Origin of the sequence: Micromonospora sp. LA-10, from assembly GCF_051853095.1 — a bacterium.
Taxonomy (GTDB): Bacteria; Actinomycetota; Actinomycetes; order Mycobacteriales; family Micromonosporaceae; genus Micromonospora; species Micromonospora echinospora_A.
This window is the reverse complement of record NZ_CP195710.1, coordinates 4,047,681-4,063,903: the sequence shown is the minus strand read 5'-3', so window position 1 is coordinate 4,063,903 and position 16,223 is coordinate 4,047,681. Positions and strand designations below refer to the sequence as shown.

The 16,223-nt window shown below is 75.0% G+C and carries 18 protein-coding genes; 3 read left to right on the top strand and 15 right to left on the bottom strand.

Translation table 11 applies throughout. From position 1 onward, the window contains the following. Positions 1-41 precede the first annotated feature (41 nt). From ACSDG8_RS19210 to ACSDG8_RS19195, 4 genes are all read right to left on the bottom strand, one after another. Positions 42-935, bottom strand: a complete 894-nt coding sequence (locus ACSDG8_RS19210; RefSeq protein ID WP_210943114.1) for a septum formation family protein — start codon at positions 933-935, stop codon at positions 42-44. Between the two features lie 208 nt (positions 936-1,143). Then, positions 1,144-1,569: an aspartate 1-decarboxylase gene (gene panD, locus ACSDG8_RS19205; RefSeq protein WP_210943115.1), complete on the bottom strand. Its 426-nt coding sequence runs from the start codon at positions 1,567-1,569 to the stop codon at positions 1,144-1,146. A 28-nt stretch (positions 1,570-1,597) separates the two neighbouring features. Continuing rightward, positions 1,598-2,440 carry a pantoate--beta-alanine ligase gene (panC, locus tag ACSDG8_RS19200; protein ID WP_210943116.1) on the bottom strand — a complete coding sequence of 281 codons (843 nt, stop codon included), beginning with the start codon at positions 2,438-2,440 and terminating at the stop codon, positions 1,598-1,600. Continuing rightward, positions 2,440-3,369: a Rossmann-like and DUF2520 domain-containing protein gene (locus tag ACSDG8_RS19195; RefSeq protein ID WP_210943117.1), complete on the bottom strand. Its 930-nt coding sequence runs from the start codon at positions 3,367-3,369 to the stop codon at positions 2,440-2,442. The genes panC and ACSDG8_RS19195 overlap by 1 nt, the downstream gene beginning before the upstream one ends. A 192-nt stretch (positions 3,370-3,561) precedes the next feature. Here ACSDG8_RS19195 and ACSDG8_RS19190 point away from each other — a divergent pair, with 192 nt between their 5' ends. Next, positions 3,562-4,611 carry an SAM-dependent methyltransferase gene (locus ACSDG8_RS19190; RefSeq protein WP_210943134.1) on the top strand — a complete coding sequence of 350 codons (1,050 nt, stop codon included), beginning with the start codon at positions 3,562-3,564 and terminating at the stop codon, positions 4,609-4,611. Further along, positions 4,608-5,777, top strand: a complete 1,170-nt coding sequence (locus tag ACSDG8_RS19185; protein ID WP_184679779.1) for an NADH-quinone oxidoreductase subunit D — start codon at positions 4,608-4,610, stop codon at positions 5,775-5,777. Before ACSDG8_RS19190 ends, ACSDG8_RS19185 begins: the two co-directional genes overlap by 4 nt. 19 nt (positions 5,778-5,796) lie before the next feature. Here ACSDG8_RS19185 and ACSDG8_RS19180 read toward each other — a convergent pair whose 3' ends face one another. The 4 genes from ACSDG8_RS19180 to ACSDG8_RS19165 all read right to left on the bottom strand — a co-directional run bounded on the left by ACSDG8_RS19180 (position 5,797) and on the right by ACSDG8_RS19165 (position 10,377). Then, positions 5,797-7,677: a hypothetical protein gene (locus ACSDG8_RS19180; RefSeq protein WP_439427133.1), complete on the bottom strand. Its 1,881-nt coding sequence runs from the start codon at positions 7,675-7,677 to the stop codon at positions 5,797-5,799. 133 nt (positions 7,678-7,810) lie between these two features. Beyond that, entirely contained in the window at positions 7,811-8,815 is a 1,005-nt protein-coding gene (locus ACSDG8_RS19175; protein ID WP_210894207.1) for a glycine betaine ABC transporter substrate-binding protein, read from the bottom strand. 153 nt (positions 8,816-8,968) lie between these two features. After that, positions 8,969-9,691, bottom strand: a complete 723-nt coding sequence (locus ACSDG8_RS19170) for an ABC transporter permease (RefSeq protein ID WP_210943119.1) — start codon at positions 9,689-9,691, stop codon at positions 8,969-8,971. After that, positions 9,688-10,377, bottom strand: coding sequence for an ABC transporter permease (locus ACSDG8_RS19165; RefSeq protein WP_210943120.1), 690 nt, complete (start codon positions 10,375-10,377; stop codon positions 9,688-9,690). Before ACSDG8_RS19165 ends, ACSDG8_RS19170 begins: the two co-directional genes overlap by 4 nt. A gap of 2 nt (positions 10,378-10,379) precedes the next feature. Here ACSDG8_RS19165 and ACSDG8_RS19160 point away from each other — a divergent pair, with 2 nt between their 5' ends. Further along, positions 10,380-11,372: an ABC transporter ATP-binding protein gene (locus ACSDG8_RS19160; RefSeq protein ID WP_116505320.1), complete on the top strand. Its 993-nt coding sequence runs from the start codon at positions 10,380-10,382 to the stop codon at positions 11,370-11,372. A 6-nt stretch (positions 11,373-11,378) separates the two neighbouring features. Here the strand turns inward: ACSDG8_RS19160 and ACSDG8_RS19155 are convergent, their stop codons facing one another. The 7 genes from ACSDG8_RS19155 to folP all read right to left on the bottom strand — a co-directional run bounded on the left by ACSDG8_RS19155 (position 11,379) and on the right by folP (position 16,112). Next, positions 11,379-11,870, bottom strand: a complete 492-nt coding sequence (locus ACSDG8_RS19155; RefSeq protein ID WP_210894213.1) for a hypothetical protein — start codon at positions 11,868-11,870, stop codon at positions 11,379-11,381. An 83-nt stretch (positions 11,871-11,953) separates the two neighbouring features. After that, positions 11,954-12,256 carry a hypothetical protein gene (locus ACSDG8_RS19150; RefSeq protein WP_210894216.1) on the bottom strand — a complete coding sequence of 101 codons (303 nt, stop codon included), beginning with the start codon at positions 12,254-12,256 and terminating at the stop codon, positions 11,954-11,956. An 85-nt stretch (positions 12,257-12,341) separates the two neighbouring features. Next, positions 12,342-13,574: an ABC transporter permease gene (locus tag ACSDG8_RS19145; RefSeq protein WP_210943121.1), complete on the bottom strand. Its 1,233-nt coding sequence runs from the start codon at positions 13,572-13,574 to the stop codon at positions 12,342-12,344. A 115-nt stretch (positions 13,575-13,689) separates the two neighbouring features. Next, the gene (locus tag ACSDG8_RS19140; protein ID WP_210894431.1) at positions 13,690-14,178 is read right to left on the bottom strand and encodes a DUF3180 domain-containing protein; all 489 of its coding nucleotides are present in this window, start codon (positions 14,176-14,178) and stop codon (positions 13,690-13,692) included. An 85-nt stretch (positions 14,179-14,263) separates the two neighbouring features. Continuing rightward, the gene (gene folK, locus ACSDG8_RS19135; protein ID WP_184679795.1) at positions 14,264-14,791 is read right to left on the bottom strand and encodes a 2-amino-4-hydroxy-6-hydroxymethyldihydropteridine diphosphokinase; all 528 of its coding nucleotides are present in this window, start codon (positions 14,789-14,791) and stop codon (positions 14,264-14,266) included. Further along, on the bottom strand, positions 14,788-15,147 hold the full coding sequence (gene folB, locus ACSDG8_RS19130) for a dihydroneopterin aldolase (RefSeq protein WP_043327897.1): 360 nt from the start codon (positions 15,145-15,147) through the stop codon (positions 14,788-14,790). Before folB ends, folK begins: the two co-directional genes overlap by 4 nt. Further along, positions 15,144-16,112: a dihydropteroate synthase gene (gene folP / locus ACSDG8_RS19125; RefSeq protein WP_210943122.1), complete on the bottom strand. Its 969-nt coding sequence runs from the start codon at positions 16,110-16,112 to the stop codon at positions 15,144-15,146. Before folP ends, folB begins: the two co-directional genes overlap by 4 nt. Positions 16,113-16,223: the final 111 nt, after the last annotated feature.

Below are 16,223 nucleotides of genomic sequence, written 5' to 3'. Positions count from 1 at the left end.
GAACTCGGCTCGGGCGCGGGGGGCGTGACGAGTGCGGTCCGCTACCTCGTACGGCGCGGCAGGGCGGCCGGTCCGGCGCCCTTCAGTGAGCCGGTCACCGTACGGTCGCTGAGCCACAGGTAACAGCGCACGCCCCGGTCGCCGATCGCCCAGCGACCGGCGGCGGGCGGGCGGACCACCACGTCGCTGCGGTAGCGCAGGAACGCGTCGGCGGGCACCCCGGTGTAGCGGGCGATCACGCCGAAGCAGCCGTCGTAGAGCGGAACCCAGTCCTCCGGCTTCTTCGGGTACGGGCGGTCCGGCGCGGCCCACACGCCGACGAACTCCGCGTCGTGCGCGACAGCGCAGTCGGCCGGGGTGAGCCGCTGCACCCGGCCCACGTCCCGCGTGGTGCGCTGGCAGCCCAGCCGCAGCGGGGAGGGCGTCTTGAGCGCGTCGCGCAGGCTGCCGGTACGGGTGACCACGGTGGCCGCCGCCTCGACGGTGTTCAGCTCGGTCAGGTCGCACCGGTACCAGCGGGAGCCGGCTGTCCAGCCGAGGGCGGTCGGCAGCGCCACCGCCAGCCGGAGGCGTCCGGCGCGCCAGTCGTCACCGACGTATCCGCCGGCCCGCTTGTCGCAGTCGGCGAACGCGGTGCGCATCTCCGGTGAGCCGAGCGCCGGCGGGGTGGCCCGGTCGGCGGTGAACGCCCCGACGTGCACGGTCTCCACGCGGTGCGGCAGGTCGCAGCCGACCGGCGCGTACGCGGCCAGCCCGACGCTCGCCGTGAAGTCGGCGACCTGGCAGACCCCGGCCGCCGGGGTGAACGGGCCGGGGGCGGCCATCGCGGCCCACTCGTCGGTGAGGTCGCCGTCCAGCCCGCCGGCGCCGGCGCAGCCGCTCAGGGCGGCGCTCGCGACCATCGCGGCGACCAGGAAGCTCATCGCACGGCGCATCGCGGCCTCCCCCAGCCGACGACCGTCGATCCCCGACGGTCCGCCCAGGGTAGCCGAAAATGACCTTCCGGTGACAGACCGCGCTCCCCGCCCTTCCGCCCCGTCGATCTTGCACTAACCGCCCCGGCAAACCGGGCAAACGAGACCGCATCAGGGCCACAACCGCAAGATCAACGGCGAGGGACGGGAGGGCGTGGGAGGGGAGCGGTCAGCGGGCAGCGGCCAGGGGGTTGGGGATGGGGGTGCCGGCGGTGCCGGGGGCCGCTGTGGTCGGGTCGGTCGAGAGGTCCACGACCCTGTTGTCGGCGTCCACGTGGACCACGCGGGGGCGGTACGTGCGCGCCTCGGCGTCGTCCATCTGCCCGTACGAGATCAGGATGACCAGGTCACCGGGGTGCACCAGGTGCGCGGCAGCGCCGTTGATGCCGATCACGCCGCTGCCCCGCCGTCCCGGGATCACGTACGTCTCCAGCCGGGCGCCGTTCGTGATGTCCACGATCGCGACCTGCTCGCCGGGCAGCAGGTCCGCCGCGTCGAGCAGATCCTCGTCCACTGTCACCGAGCCGACGTAGTGCAGGTCGGCCTGGGTGACGGTGGCGCGGTGGATCTTCGACTTGAGCATGGTCCGGAACATCGGGGTGCCTTTCCGCATTCGTGGTGGGTCAGGGACGCGGCGCGAGGTGGACGGCCGTGTTGTCGATCAGGCGGGTGGCGCCGACCCAGGCCGCGATCAGCAGCCGGGCCGGGCCGGTGACCGGGCCGGGCTCCAGCTCGGTGTCGGTGAGCACCAGGTAGTCGAGACGGGCTTCCGGATCGTCGAAGGCCCGGTGGGCGGCGGCGAGCACCGCGCCCGCGTCCTCGCCCCGCTCGGCGGCCGCCGCCCCGGCGCGCAGCGCGACGGACAGGCTCAGCGCGGCCTCCCGCTCCGCCGCCGAGAGGTAACGGTTGCGGCTGGAAAGGGCCAGGCCGTCCGGCTCCCGTACGGTCGGCACGCCGACGATCTCGGTCGGCACGTCGAGGTCGCGGACCATCCGGCGGACCAGGGTGAGCTGCTGGTAGTCCTTCTCGCCGAAAAAGGCCAGGTCGGGCCGGGTGAGCTGGAGCAGCTTCATGACCACCGTGAGCACGCCGTGGAAGAAGCCGGGACGGCTCAGGCCCTCCAGGTCCTCGCCGAGCGGCCCCGGGTTCAGCCGTACCGTCGGCTGCCCCTCCGGGTACATCTCGGCCACCGGCGGCGCGAACACTACGTCCACCCCGACCCGGCGGCAGATCTCCAGGTCCGTGTCGAGCGTGCGCGGGTAGCGGTCGAAGTCCTCGTTCGGGCCGAACTGCAGCGGGTTCACGAAGATCGTCACGACGACGTGGTCGGCTCGCTCGCGGGCGGCCCGCAGCAGCATCTCGTGACCGGCGTGCAGCGCGCCCATGGTCATCACCACGCCGACCGTGCCGGTCATCGCCTCGCGGGCCGCCGCCAGTTCCTTGCGCGTGTGCAGCACCTCGGCCATCAGGCCGCCACCTCGATTCCGTCGAGCACGTCCCGGAGCGCGGCCGCGTCCGCCGGGCGCAGGCGGCCGACCGCGACGGCGCGGTCCGCCGTCCGTCGTGCCAACGCCAGATACGCGGGTACGGATTCCGGCGCGGTCCGCGCCAGCCGGTCCAGATGCCGGCGTACGGTGCCCGCGTCGCCCCGCGACACCGGGCCGGTCAGCGCGTCGTCGCCCAGCCGCAGCGCGTTCTCCAGCGCGGCCCGCAGCAGCGGGGCGAGCACCTTCTCCGGCCGCTCCACCCCGGCGTCACGCAGCCGGTCGGACGCCTCGTTGACGAGCGTCACCAGGTGGTTCGCGCCGTGCGCGAGCGCCGCGTGGTAGAGCGGCCGGTCGTTCTCACCGACCCACTCCGGTACGCCGCCCAGGTCGGCCACCAGCCGGGCCGCGAACGCGCGCAACTCGGCCGGGGCGGTCACCCCGTAGGAGATGCCGGGCAGGCGGGACAGGTCGTCCGGCGTACCGGTGAAGGTCATCGCCGGGTGCAGCGCGAGCGGCCGGGCGCCGGCCTCGACGGCCGGGGCGAGCACGGCGAGCCCGTGCGCGCCGGAGGTGTGCGCCACCACCTGGCCGGGGCGCAGCGCGCCGCTCGCGGCCAGGTCGGCGACCACGCCCGCCAGCGCGTCGTCCGGAACGGCGACGATCAGCAGGTCGGTGGCGGCACGCGCCACCTCGGATGCGGCGCGGTGCGGGGTCTCGGGCAGCAGCAGCGCGACCCGGGCCCGGGTCGCGCCGGAGGCGCCGGACGCGGCGACCACGCGATGACCGGCGGCGGCGAGGGCCGCGCCCAGCGTGGCGCCGACCCGGCCGGCGCCGAGCACGCCGACGGCGAGGGTACGCGGGAAGACGAGCGGGGCAGCGGTGGCCCGGTGGCGCAGCGGTGCGCTCATGGCAGCGATCCAGTCCTCGAAGGGGGTACCGGTCGATGGCAAGTATGCGCCCGGGTGACAGACCGGAAACAAGAAGGTGTGAAAACCTTCACCGGCCGCCCGAAGGGGCCGCCGCGGTGGCGGGCAAACCGCCCTTTCGGGTACGTCCCGTAGGGTCGGCGGGTGACCACCCCGCTGCGCTGGCGCGACGCGATGGAGCAGGCGCTGTACGGGCCGGAGGGGTTCTTCGTCTCCGGCGCCGGTCCCGCCGCGCACTTCCGCACCAGCGTGCACGCCTCACCCGTCTTCGCCGCCTGCATGCTGCGGCAGCTCGAAGCTGTGGACGCGGCGCTGGGCCACCCGGACCGGCTGGACGTGGTGGACGTGGGCGCGGGCCGGGGCGAGCTGCTCCGGGCGCTGCTGGCCCAGGCCGCGCCGGACCTGGCCGCCCGGCTCCACCCGGTCGCCGTGGAACTGTCCCCCCGCCCGGCCGACCTGCCGCCGGAGATCGACTGGCAGGCCGACATCCCCGACGGAATAACCGGCCTGCTCCTGGCCACCGAATGGCTGGACAACGTCCCCCTCGACGTGGCGGTCCACACCCAGACAGGCTGGCGCCTGCTCCTGGTGAACCCGAAAACCGGCGAGGAGACGGTGGGCCCACCCCCGTCCCCCACCGACACCACCTGGCTCACCAACTGGTGGCCCCCGGCTCCCACCCCGTTGATCAAGGAGTTTGTGGCCGTGGAGGGCCCGGATCAGGACACAAACTCCTTGATCAACGGGGTAAGTGACGACGGGGGGCGGGCGGAGATCGGGGTGGGGCGGGATCTGGCCTGGGCCGGGGCCGTCGGGCGAGTTGCGCGTGGGCTGGCGGTTGCCGTGGACTACGGGCATCTGCGGGGGTCGCGTCCCCTGGACGGGACGCTGACCGGGTATCGGGGTGGGCGGCAGGTGCCGCCGGTGCCGGACGGGTCGTGCGACGTGACGGCGCACGTCGCCATGGACTCGGTCGCCTCCGCCGGTGAGCGGGTCGCGCGGTGCGCGTACTCCCTGGTCTCCCAGCGGGAGGCGCTGCGGGCGCTCGGGGCCGACGGCGGGCGACCGCCGCTGAGCCTGGCCTCCCGCGACCCGGCCGGCTACCTGCGGGCGCTCGCCGCGGCGTCGGCGGCGGCCGAGCTGACCGACCCGGCCGGGCTCGGCGGGCACCTGTGGCTGCGGCAGCCGGTCGGCGTCGCGCTCGACGCGGTCGTGGCACGATGACGGGCATGACCACGGACGCCGCCGACCTCCGCGAGCTCACAGTCGGCACCGGCGCGGGCGGTGAGCAGCTCGGCACCGACATGGTGCTCAACATCGGGCCGCAGCACCCGTCGACGCACGGCGTGCTCCGGTTGCGCCTGGTGCTCGACGGGGAACGGGTGGTCGCCGCCGAACCGATCGTCGGCTACATGCACCGGGGGGCGGAGAAGCTCTTCGAGGTACGCGACTACCGGCAGATCATCGTGCTGGCGAACCGGCACGACTGGCTGTCGGCGTTCTCCAACGAGCTGGGCGTGGTGCTCGCCGTCGAGCGGCTGATGGGCATGGAGGTGCCGGAGCGCGCCACCTGGCTGCGGATGGCGCTGGCCGAGCTGAACCGGGTGCTCAACCACCTGATGTTCCTCGGCTCGTACCCGCTGGAGATCGGCGCGATCACGCCGATGTTCTACGCGTTCCGGGAACGGGAGACCATCCAGGCGGTGATGGAGGAGGTCTCCGGCGGCCGGATCCACTACATGTTCAACCGGGTCGGCGGCCTGAAGGAGGAGGTGCCGTCCGGCTGGACCGGTCGCGCCCGCGCCGCCATCGCCGAGGTACGCCGCCGGATGCCCGACCTGGACAACCTGATCCGGCGCAACGACATCTTCCTGGCCCGTACCGTCGGGGTCGGCGTGCTGTCCGCCGCCGACGCCGCCGCGTTCGGCGCGTCCGGGCCGGTCGCTCGGGCCTCCGGGCTCGACCTCGACCTGCGCCGCGACGAGCCCTACCTGGCCTACGACCAGCTCGACGTGCCGGTGGTGACGAAGACCGCCGGTGACTGCCACGCCCGCTTCGAGGTGCTGCTCGACCAGGTGTACGTCTCGCTCGACCTCGCCGAGCAGTGCCTGGACCGGGTGGACCGGATCAGCGGCCCGGTGAACACGCGGCTGCCGAAGGTACTGAAGGCGCCCGAGGGGCACACGTACGCCTGGACCGAGAACCCGCTCGGCATCAACGGCTACTACCTGGTGTCCCGGGGCGAGAAGACGCCGTGGCGGATGAAGCTGCGCACCGCCTCGTACGCGAACGTGCAGGCGCTGTCGTCGCTGCTGCCCGGCTGCCTGGTGCCCGACCTGATCGCCATCCTCGGCTCGATGTTCTTCGTGGTCGGCGACATCGACAAGTGACAGCCGTCCCGGCCGGCGCTCAGCGCCAGCGGTCCGCGGCGTCCCACTGCGGCCGGCCGCGCTCCGGGCCGCGCCACTCCGGTTCCGGCTGACGCCACTCCGGCTCGGCCGGACGCCACTGGGACTCGCCCTGGCGCCACTCCGGCTCGGGTTGACGCCACTCCGGCTCGGGCTGACGCCAGTCCGGCTCGGGCTCGCGGCGCTGCGACTCGGCCGGACGCCACTCCGGCTCCGGCTGACGCCACTGCGGTTCCGGCTGGCGCCACTGCGGCTCGGGCTCGCGGCGCTCCGGTTCGGACTGACGCCACTCCGGGGGCGGCTGGCGCCACTCCGGCTGGCCGCTGCGCTGGGTCGGTGGCCGCCACTCGTCCGGCACCGGCACCCCGCCGGCCGGCAACGCCGGGTGGCTCTCCCCCGCCCGGCGGCCGTCACCCGGCCCGCCCGCGTCCGCCCTGCCGCCGCGCACCGACGCCCACCGGTCCTCGACCCGGTACTCAGTGCCTGCGCTGTCGGCGTGCACCGCGGCCCGCCGCTCGCCGAGGCGGATCTCCCGGCCCGCGTCGTCGTCGCGGACCGCCGCCCAGCGGTTGCCCGCACGCAGCTCGGACCAGTGGTCGCCGTCCGCCGGGTCCCGGCCGGCCGGCCCGTCCAGGCCCCCGGGTGCGGCCGGCTCACCGTGCCGCGCGGCCGGTGACCAGGCCGGGGCGTCGGTCGCGCCGCCCGGCACCCAGCCGGCCCGGTCGTCGCCCGACCCCGACCACTGTCGCTGCTCCTCCGCCGCAGCCCGGCCCTGCTCGTTCGACAAACGGCCGCCCGCGGACCAGCCCTGCTCCCCGCCGACACCCGCCCACGGATGCTCGGCGCCCGCACGTCCGGCGTCGGTCCACGGGTGCCCGTCGCGCGGCCGGAAGCCGTCGTCCCGCGCACCCCCGTCCCGGCGGCCGTGCCCGGAGCGCTCGCCGCCGGCCGGAGCGCCCCAGCCGCTCTCGTCAGTGCCGGTCCACCCGGCTTCGGCCCGGTCCTCGCGGCCCCGCTCGCGATGCGCCGCACCCCGCTGATCGGCCGGATCGCCGCCCCGGGACCGGTCGTCGTCCGACCAGCCGCCAGGGAATCCGCCGTACCGGGCCCCGGTCGGCTCGGCGCCACCGCCGACGATGGTGTGCCGGGTGGTGACGTGCACGGTCTCGGTGTGGTGGACCACGCCCACCGGGCGGGACTCCGGCCGGGCGGCCGGTTCGGACACGCGCGCCGACCCGTACACGCCGCTCGCGGGACGGTCCGGCGGACGTACCGCTGCCCGCGCCGGCTCGGCGTCGTGGCGGCCCGCGCGCGGCGGCTCGCCGTCGTGCTCGCCTGCGTAACGGCCACCGGAGTACGCCGGACGCGCCGGTTCGTCCTCGTCACGGCCGGCCGGGTGGCCCCGATCCGCCTCGTACGCCCCGGCGGCCGGCACCCGGGCCGCGCCGCTCGGGCGCTCCTGGGCGGGCGCGGAGGCCAGTCCGGCGGCAGGCGCGGAGGCCAGTCCGGCGGCGGCCGCGTCGAGCCGGTGCCGCACCGCCCCGGCGACCTCCTCCGCCCGACGTGCCTGGTCCAGCGCCTGGTTGCCGCGTTGAGCGGCGGCCACGATCTCGGCCCGCAGTTCCCGCCGGAGCTGCTCCAGCTCCTCGCGCAACTCCTCGGCCGCCGCGCCACCCGAACCGCCCTCCGGCCGCAGCGCGACGGAGAGGCCGATGAGCACGACGGCCAGGATCGCCAGGACGGCGCCGAACCGGAGCGAACCGTTGCCGTCGGCGATCAGCAGGATGAGCGCGGCCAGCGGCGCGAGCCCCACACCGACCCAGAACAGGACTGTCAGCGGGGTGGGGTTGCGCTTGTCGGCGGGAGCGACCGAGGCGGGCATGGCTGAGCACAGTACCGAGAGTTCCACCTGAGGGGAACGGGTCGGCGTGACTCGATGTGCGGCCCTGCTGAGCAGGCAACCGCTCGGGGTGCGCCACCGGCCGGCGCGCGTGGCGCCGGCCGGTGGCGGCGCGTCAGCTCGTGGCCAGCGCGGCGTCGGAGGAGAAGACCAGGCCGACGCTCGCGGCGCCGGTCTTCAGCGCGTTCTTGGTCTGCGGGCCGCCCGCGTCCAACGAGCTGAACGAGCCCGCCTTGAAGTCGTAGACCTCGACCAGACCGGCCTGGCACTTCGGGCGCTGGGGGCACTCCGGCGGCCCGGCCAGCACGGTGGCCTGCCCGGAGCACTTCGCGGCCAGCTCCGAGAGCGTGGACACGCCGTACTTGTCGGCGAACGCCTTGGTCACCGCGAACGCGTTCTGGTCCTGCGCCTGGGACGGCTGGCCGAAGACCAGGCCGGCCTTGTCCCCCTCGGTCTTCAGCGCCGCGACCGTCTTGTCCAGCTCCGGGGAGGAGACGGGCTGGGCGTCCTTGCCGTTGGCCTTGGTGTTGAGGAACTCCGCCATGGTGGCGGCGTACTCCGGCACGACCTGGATCTGCCCCTTCTCCAGGGCCGGCCCGTAGAGCTCCCGGTTGCCGATGGTCTGCACCTTGACCTGGTAGCCGGCCGCTTCCAGCGCGATCTTGTAGAGCTCGGCGATGGTCTGGCTCTCGCTGAAGTTGCCGGCGCCGACGGTGATCTGGCCGCCCGGCCCCTTCGCGATCCCGTCGGTCACGCCGTTGGCGGACGCGAACTCCTTCGCCGCCGCCTGGGGCGTCTTGCGGTCGACGTCGACCGCCCGGTTGAGCTGGATCAGCTTGGGGGTGTCGAGCTTCGCGGAGACGTTGTCCAGCGCGGCGACGAGCTGCGGGGTGGCCGCCTTCGCGTTGATCGCCGGGATGACGTTGTCGGTGTTCTGGAGCTTCTTGTCGTCGGTCAGGACGACCAGCTGGTCGCCCGCCACCGGAGCACAGCCGGCCCCCGAGGCGCCCTGTTCGGGCGCGTCGGTGCCGGACGAGCCGGCGTCGCCGCAGCCGGTGAGGAGAGCGGCCGCGGTGAGTGCGCCGAACGCCCCCGCGACCAGTCGTGTACGCGCGCGCATCAGTGCCCGCCTTCCGTGTCCCGGCGCGACCCGCTCGGGCCGGCCGCGTGTCCGACGGGCGAACCGGACGGCCACCCGCGACTCCAGCCAATATCTTCCAGAGACGACCGACAAACCCGGAGCGGTTTTCGTCACCCGATCGTCACCGGCGGCTCAACTTCCGGTCGTCGCCGCCGTCGCGCGACGGTTCGCCCGGCGGCGGGCCGGGCGCAGCGGGCGCGGCGTGGCCAGCCGCTCCACGATCGCGAGCAGCCCTTCGACCAGCAGCGCCAGCCCGGCCACCAGCACCCCGCCGGCGATGATCTGGCCGCCGCCGGCGGCGATGTCCAGCCCGAAGCCGGCCCGGATGATCTGGCCCAGCCCGCCGCCGTTGACGAACGACGCGAGCGCGGCGGTGGCCACCACCTGCACGGCCGCGGTGCGGAATCCGGCCGCCAGATAGGGCACCGCGAGCGGCAGCTCCACCCGGCGCAGCACCTGGCCGCCGGACAGCCCCATCCCGTGCGCCGCGTCCCGCGCCTCCGGGTCGGCCTGCCGCACCCCGGTGTACGCGTTCGCCAGCAGCGGCGGCACCGCGAAGACCGCGAGCGCCACCACCACCGCCGGCCGGCCGAAGCCGAGGAACGTCAGCGGGAGGATGGTCAGCAGGGCCAGGGTCGGGATCGCCAGCGTGACGTTGGAGACCAGCAGCACCAGCCCGCCGCCCCGGCCGCTGTGCCCGAGCCAGAGGCCGATCGGCCAGGCCACCAGGCATCCGAGCAGCACCGCCAGTGCGGACATGCTCAGGTGCTCGCCGAGGCGGTCCAGCACGCCGCCGGGATTGGTCCAGTTCAGCGGGTCGTTCAGCCAGACGACCGCCTGCTCGACGGGGTTCACCGGGCGGACCTCCCACGCAGCCACGGGGTCAGCAGGCGGCCCGCGCCGGCCAGCACCAGGTCGAGCATCAGCGCCAGCAGCACGCACAGCACCGTGCCGGTCATGATCTGTGCCTTGTAGAAGTTGTTCTGGAAGCCGGCGAAGATGAGCTGGCCGAGCCCGCCCCGGCCGACCACCACACCGACAGTGACCAGCGCGACCGTCGACACGGTCGCCAGCCGTACGCCGGTGAGGATGCCGGGCAGCGCCAGCGGCAGCTCGATCCGGAACAGCCGCCCCCACCGGCCGTACCCCATGCCCTCGGCGGCCTCCCGCACCTCTGGCGGCACCTGGTTCAGCCCGGCCAGCGCGTTGCGCACGATGACCAGCAGCGCGTACAGCGCCACCACGGTGAGCACGGTGATCGCGCCGATGCCCAGGTAGGGCGCGAGAAAGGCGAACAGCGCCAGCGACGGGACGGTGTAGAGCACCCCGGTCAGCGCCAGGATGGAGGCCGACAACGACCGGAACCAGTACGCCAGCACGGCGAGCGGCAACGCCACCAGCGCGGCGATCACCACGGCCCGGGCGGTCAGCCAGGTGTGCTCCCGCAGCGCGGCGAGGATCGTGTCAGAGTTGTCCCGCACGTACTGCCAGGAGAACCACGGATTACCCGGGTCGGCCCGGTAGCTCAGGTGGAGGAACACACGTGGACGGTACCCCGGGGAGCACCGCCGGAGGCGGCGCGGCGTCGATCACCCTGGAGCGCATCCGCAAGCGCTACCCGGACGGCACCGAGGCGGTACGCGAGCTGAGCCTGCAGGTCGGCGCCGGTGAGCTGGTGGTCCTGATCGGCCCGTCCGGCTGCGGCAAGTCGACGGTGCTGCGGATGATCAACCGGCTGATCGAACCGACCGGCGGGCGGATCCTGCTCGGCGACGACGACGTCACCCGGGTCGACCCGGTGGCGCTGCGCCGCCGCATCGGGTACGTCATCCAGAACGTCGGCCTCTTCCCGCACCAGACCGTCTCGGCGAACGTGGCGACGGTGCCGGGGCTGCTGGGCTGGCCGAAGCAGCGGACCCGCGCCCGGGTCGGCGAGCTGCTGGAACTGGTCGGCCTCGACCCGGCCCAGTTCGGCCGGCGATACCCGCACGAACTCTCCGGCGGGCAGCGGCAGCGCGTCGGCGTGGCCCGGGCGCTCGCCGCCGACCCGGTGGTGCTGCTGATGGACGAGCCGTTCTCGGCAGTGGACCCGATCGTCCGCACCCGCCTGCAGGAGGAGTTCCTGCGGTTGCAGGCCGAGGTACGCAAGACCATCGTGCTCGTCACGCACGACCTCGACGAGGCGGTCCGGCTGGGCGACCGGATCGCGGTGCTTTCCGAGGGCGGCCGGCTGGAGCAGTACGACACGCCCGCCGCGCTGCTCGGCTCACCCGCCTCGGACTTCGTCCGCGAGTTCGTCGGCGCCGACCGGGGCATCCGGCGGCTCGCCGTCACCCCGGTGACCCGGGCGGTGCTCGACCCGCTCCCGGCCGACGGGGGCGCCGGTCTGCCCACTGTCGCGCTCGGCGACTCCGCGTACGACGCGCTCGGCGCGCTGCTCACCTCCGGCGCGGAGCACGCCGTGGTGACCGAGGAGGGCCGGGCGGTGGGCCTGCTCGCCCGTACTCGGGTGCTGACGCTGGGCGCTGTGGACTGAGCGGGGTCAGGCCCGGCCGCCCAGGCTGGCCAGCCCGACGATCCAGCCCGCGAAGAAGCCGTACGTGACGCCCGTGCTGGCGGACTGGAACGCGGCGAACAGCGAGCCGTGCGGTCCGAGGAGCGTGGCGAGCAGGGCGCTGAGCCCGGCGGCGAGCACGTACGCGCCCCAGCCGGAGAGGAACTGGCTGCCCGAGGACGCCACCCGGTCTACCTGCGGGCCGGGCAGCAGGTAGAGCAGCGCCGCGGCCAGCACGATCAGCAGGATCGCGCGCAGGTTGGTGGCGAACACGCCCTCCTCGGCCTGCCACCGCCAGGACGGCCAGGCGAGCAGCCGCAGGAACCAGCCGCCGGCCCCGGTCGGGTCGGTGGCGCGCTGCGCCCAGTCCACGTACATCGGACTGCCACCGACGGCGACCAGCAGGAACGCGGCGAGGGCGCCGGTGCCGGCGGCCGTGCCGTACCGGGAGACGGCGCGGGGGCGGTTGCTCAGAGCCATGCGGCGGTCAGTTCCCGGCCGGTCGCGCCGGGCAAACCTGCGCAACCGCCCGGCCGTCGCCGGCCGGCGGGCCGTCATCGACGTCAGTGCTTCATCAGGTAGTCGATGAAGGCGGCGCGCAGAAGCGGCGCGGACTCGTCGTAGCCGTGCCCGGTCAGCTCACGCCAGAGCGCGTTCGCCTCGTCGATGGTCGGGCCGATCGAGTTCGGCGCGCCGTCCAGCGCGGCGGCCTCGTCGGCGTTGGGCAGGTGCCGCAGGACCGACCAGAAGAAGCCCACGTCGCGACGCTCGCGGGCCAGGTTGAACGCCTGCTCGCGCAACTCCTCGGTGGAGAGCTTGTCGAGCTCGTCGAAGGTGCGGCCGCCGGGGGCAGGAGTCTCGCTCATGCCGCCGAGCCTAACCGGCGAGATCAGCTCCGGCGCGCCGGACGCACGGCCGGTACGGCGCGCCGGACGCGCTGCCGCAGTCGGGTCAGCGCTCGTCGGCGTCCCAGCGCCGGGGCTCGCTCTCCCAGCGCGGGGCCTCCCACGCCTCCACCGGAGTGTCGTTCTGGCGTACCGGCAGCACCGACGGCCAGGTGTCGGCCGGCTCGGGCGCCGGGGTCATCCCCCACCCGCCGCTCGTCGCGCCGTCCCGCAGCGGGCGGGGCGGAACCGGCGCCACGGCCGCCGGCGGCGCCGGGCGGGGCCGGCCGAACGTCTCCACCAGCCGGGTGACGAGCAGCCCGGCGCCGAGCGTGGCGCCGCCCAGCGCCCACCGGCTGATCGACCAGCCCTGCGGCACCGTCCAGGCCAGGAACATCACCACCAGGCAGACCGCGAGCATGGTGCCGAAGATGCCGCCGCGGCGCCCGTACGCGCTGGTGCCGCCGAGCATCACCGTGCCGACCGCCAGCACGGTCCAGTCCAGGCCGGTGCCGGGGGCGACAGCGCCGTCCCCGTTCGCGGCGATCAGCACCCCGCCGAGCGTCGCCAGCACCGTGGACCCGACGAGCGCCAGCGCGGTCACCGTGGCGGCCACCGCGCCGCGGCGGCGGGCCGGGTCGGCGACCGGCCGGAACCGGCCGATCAGCCGGCGCACCGGCATCATCGCGGCGAACAGACCACCGAGGACGGCCACCGCGGCGAAGCCGACGAAGAGGTACAGCGCGTTGCGGCGGGGGTCGTAGTCACTCTGGACCGCGACCGGCACGCTGCGGCGCTCCAGGTAGACGATCACGCCGGCCGCCCCGGCCAGGCTCGCCGCCCAGCCGGGCACGTGCAGCACCACCACGGCCAGGGCGAGCGCCAGCCCGGCCGCCGCCGCGATCGCGACCGCCGGCAGCAGCGCCTCCCGCATGCCCCGGTCGCCCTGCTCGGCGAAGTGCAGCGCGGCGGCCAGCGCGACCGGACCGACCGCCAGGTTCACCGCGCCGGCCCGCAGGCTCAGGCCGGCGGCCAGGGTGAGCAGGCCGAGCGCGGCCACGTCGACGAGCAGCGTCTTCAGGGAGCCGCCGCGCAGCGCGTCCGCGTCCTCCCGCCAGAGCAGCCAGGTCACCGCCACCAGCGCGGCGAGCAGCACGAACTCCCAGAGCACGTGCACCGCGATGCGGTCCCGGCCGGGCTCGCCGTGCGCCGGGTCGTCGAAGACGTGCTCCAGTACGGCGGCGGGCACGCCGGACGATGTCTCCGGCGGCGCTGTCCGACCCGCGTCGTCGTACGCCATAGACCCGCGCCTCCCAGGTGGCCGCGTCCGGCCCACGGGCGGGCGGACCGTGGCGGCCGTCGCTCTCCGGTCGCCAGGGACGGTACCGCCGGGCCGGGGTGGGGGGAACCCCGGATCAGAGACGCCCGCGCGGCGTCTCGCGGTCGCCCGGTTCGCGGTCCTCGTCGTCCTCCTGCTCCGGCACCCGGCAGGAGCGTTCCAGCCAGAGCGCGGCGGCGACGAGCGCGAGCGACGCGATCGCCCCTCCGAGCGCGGCGGGGCGATCGCCCTCCGCGGCGTTCGTCCGCTCCACGAAGAGCCAGCCGGTCAGGCCGGCGTAGAAGCCGGCGAAGATGGCCCCGGCCAGCGCGGACGCCTTGGCCAGCACCACGAAGCGGGCGACCAGCAGCGGGTTCACCGGCTCCCGGCCGGGCCGCCGCTCGATGCGGCTGCGGGTGTTTACTGCCGCGTAGCCCTCCAGCACGGCCAGGCCGGCCAGCGTGATCACCGGAAGCCAGGGCAGGTCGGGCGCGAAGTCGTAGTAGAAGCCGCTGATCAGCAGCCAGGCCACCGCGGCGGCGGCCAGGCCGGCCACCACGAGCGTGGAGGCCCGGGTCGGGCCCATCCGGAAGCGGTCGGGCCCCTGCGGGGAGCGGTCGGTGCTCACCGCACCTCCTCAGCTCGCCACTGCCTGGCCACGCTCCTGCGGGTCATGTGTCCGACTCTAGCGTCAGATCGGGGCGCGGGCTCAGTTCCAGGGCGTCACCGGCGAGCGGCTCGGCGTTGAGCAGATCGGTCAGCCAGCCGTGCCCGGGGAGCCGGCCGTGCGGCTCGATGTCGATCCACGGGCGCAGCACGAACGCGCGCAGGTGGGCCCGGGGGTGCGGCACCGTCAGCTCGGGGTCGTCGCGGAGCACCGGCTGCCCGGCGTCGTCCCAGACCGCGATCACGTCGACATCGAGCGTGCGCGGCCCGTACCGCCGCCCCGGGTCGCGGGCGCGCCCGGCCGCCGCCTCCGCGGCCCGGGCGCGGGCCAGCCAGTCCTCCGGCGCCGCCGCCGGGTCCGCGACCATCACCACCGCGTTCAGGTACGCGGGCTGGTCAGCGTCCCCCCACGGTGGAGTCTCGTAGACGCCGGAGACCAGCAGCACCCGGTCGCCGAGCGCGGCCACCGCGCCGCGCAGGTGGCCGAGGCGGTCGCCCAGGTTGCTGCCGATCGACAGCACGGCCCGGGTCACCGGGTACGCCGCATGGTGACCGCGACGTCCCGGAAGGCGTGCGGGATCGGGGCCTCCGGCTTGTGCACGGTCACCGTCGCGGCGGCCACCAGCGGCTCGGCCAGGCAGACCGCGAGCAGCCGGTCGGCGAGCGTCTCGATGAGGTTCACCGGCTCGCCGGTGATCACCGCGACCAGCCGTTCGGCCAGCTCGCCGTAGTGCACGGTGTCGGTCACCTCGTCGGAGCGGGCGGCCGGTCCCAGGTCCAGTTCGAGCACCGCGTCGACCACGAACTCCTGCCCCTGGGCGCGCTCGAAGTCGTAGACGCCGTGCCGGCCGTGCGCGCGCAGGCCGGTCAGTTCGATCCGGTCGGTCATCGGTCGCCTCCGCTCGTGCCGGTGGCCGGTTCCGCCGCCCGGGTGCCCCCGGTCGCCGGTTCCGTCTCCTGCCTTCCGGTGGCCGCTGCCGTCGGCGACGCGGTCGCGCGCCGTGGGCCGGTCGCGGTGGCGAGCCGCGGGCTGCCGGTGGCCCGCCAGACGGCTAGCGCGTCGGCGGTGCCGCGGACGTCGTGCACGCGTACCCCCCAGGCGCCGGCCGCGACGGCGAGCACGCTCGTCGCGACGGTGGCGGCCTCCCGCCCGGCGGTCGGCCGGGGCTCGCCCGCCGCGTCGGTGAGCAGCCGGCCCAGGTAGGACTTGCGGCTGGCCCCGAAGAGCACCGGAAAGCCCAGGTCGACCAGCTCGGGCAGGCGGGCGCTGAGCGCCCAGTTGTGCGCGGCGGTCTTCGCGAAGCCCAGACCCGGGTCGACGATGATCCGGTCGGCGGCCACCCCGGCGGCGAGCGCGGCGTCGACCCGCCGGCTCAGCTCGTCCCGGACCTCGGCCACCACGTCGGTGTACGTGGCCAGGTCGCGCATCTCCCGGGAGTGCCCCCGCCAGTGCATGAGCACCCAGGGGCAGCCGGCGTCGCGGACCACGCGGGCCATGTCCGGGTCGGCCAGGCCGCCGGAGACGTCGTTCACCAGGTACGCGCCGGCGGCGAGGACCGCCTCGGCGACCCGGGCCCGGCTGGTGTCGATGCTGACCCGGATGCCGGCGGCGCTCAGCTCACGGACCACCGGCAGCACCCGGGCGGTCTCGGTGGCCGCGTCGACCCGGTCGGCACCGGGCCGGGTGGACTCGCCGCCGACGTCGATCAGGTCGGCCCCGTCTGCGCGCAGTCGCACCCCGTGTGCGACGGCCGCCTCCAGATCGGCGTATCTGCCGCCGTCGGAGAAGGAGTCGGGCGTGACGTTGAGGACGCCCATCACCACCGGGGTCTCCGCCCGTACCAGATCGGTCACGGAGCCGACAGTACCGTTCGCCGGCAGGGCTTCCGGCGACCGGGCGAGCCGCCGGCACAGCAGGCCTGACATGCGGATTGGAACAGGTGTACGATCGGTCTTCCGGTCGAT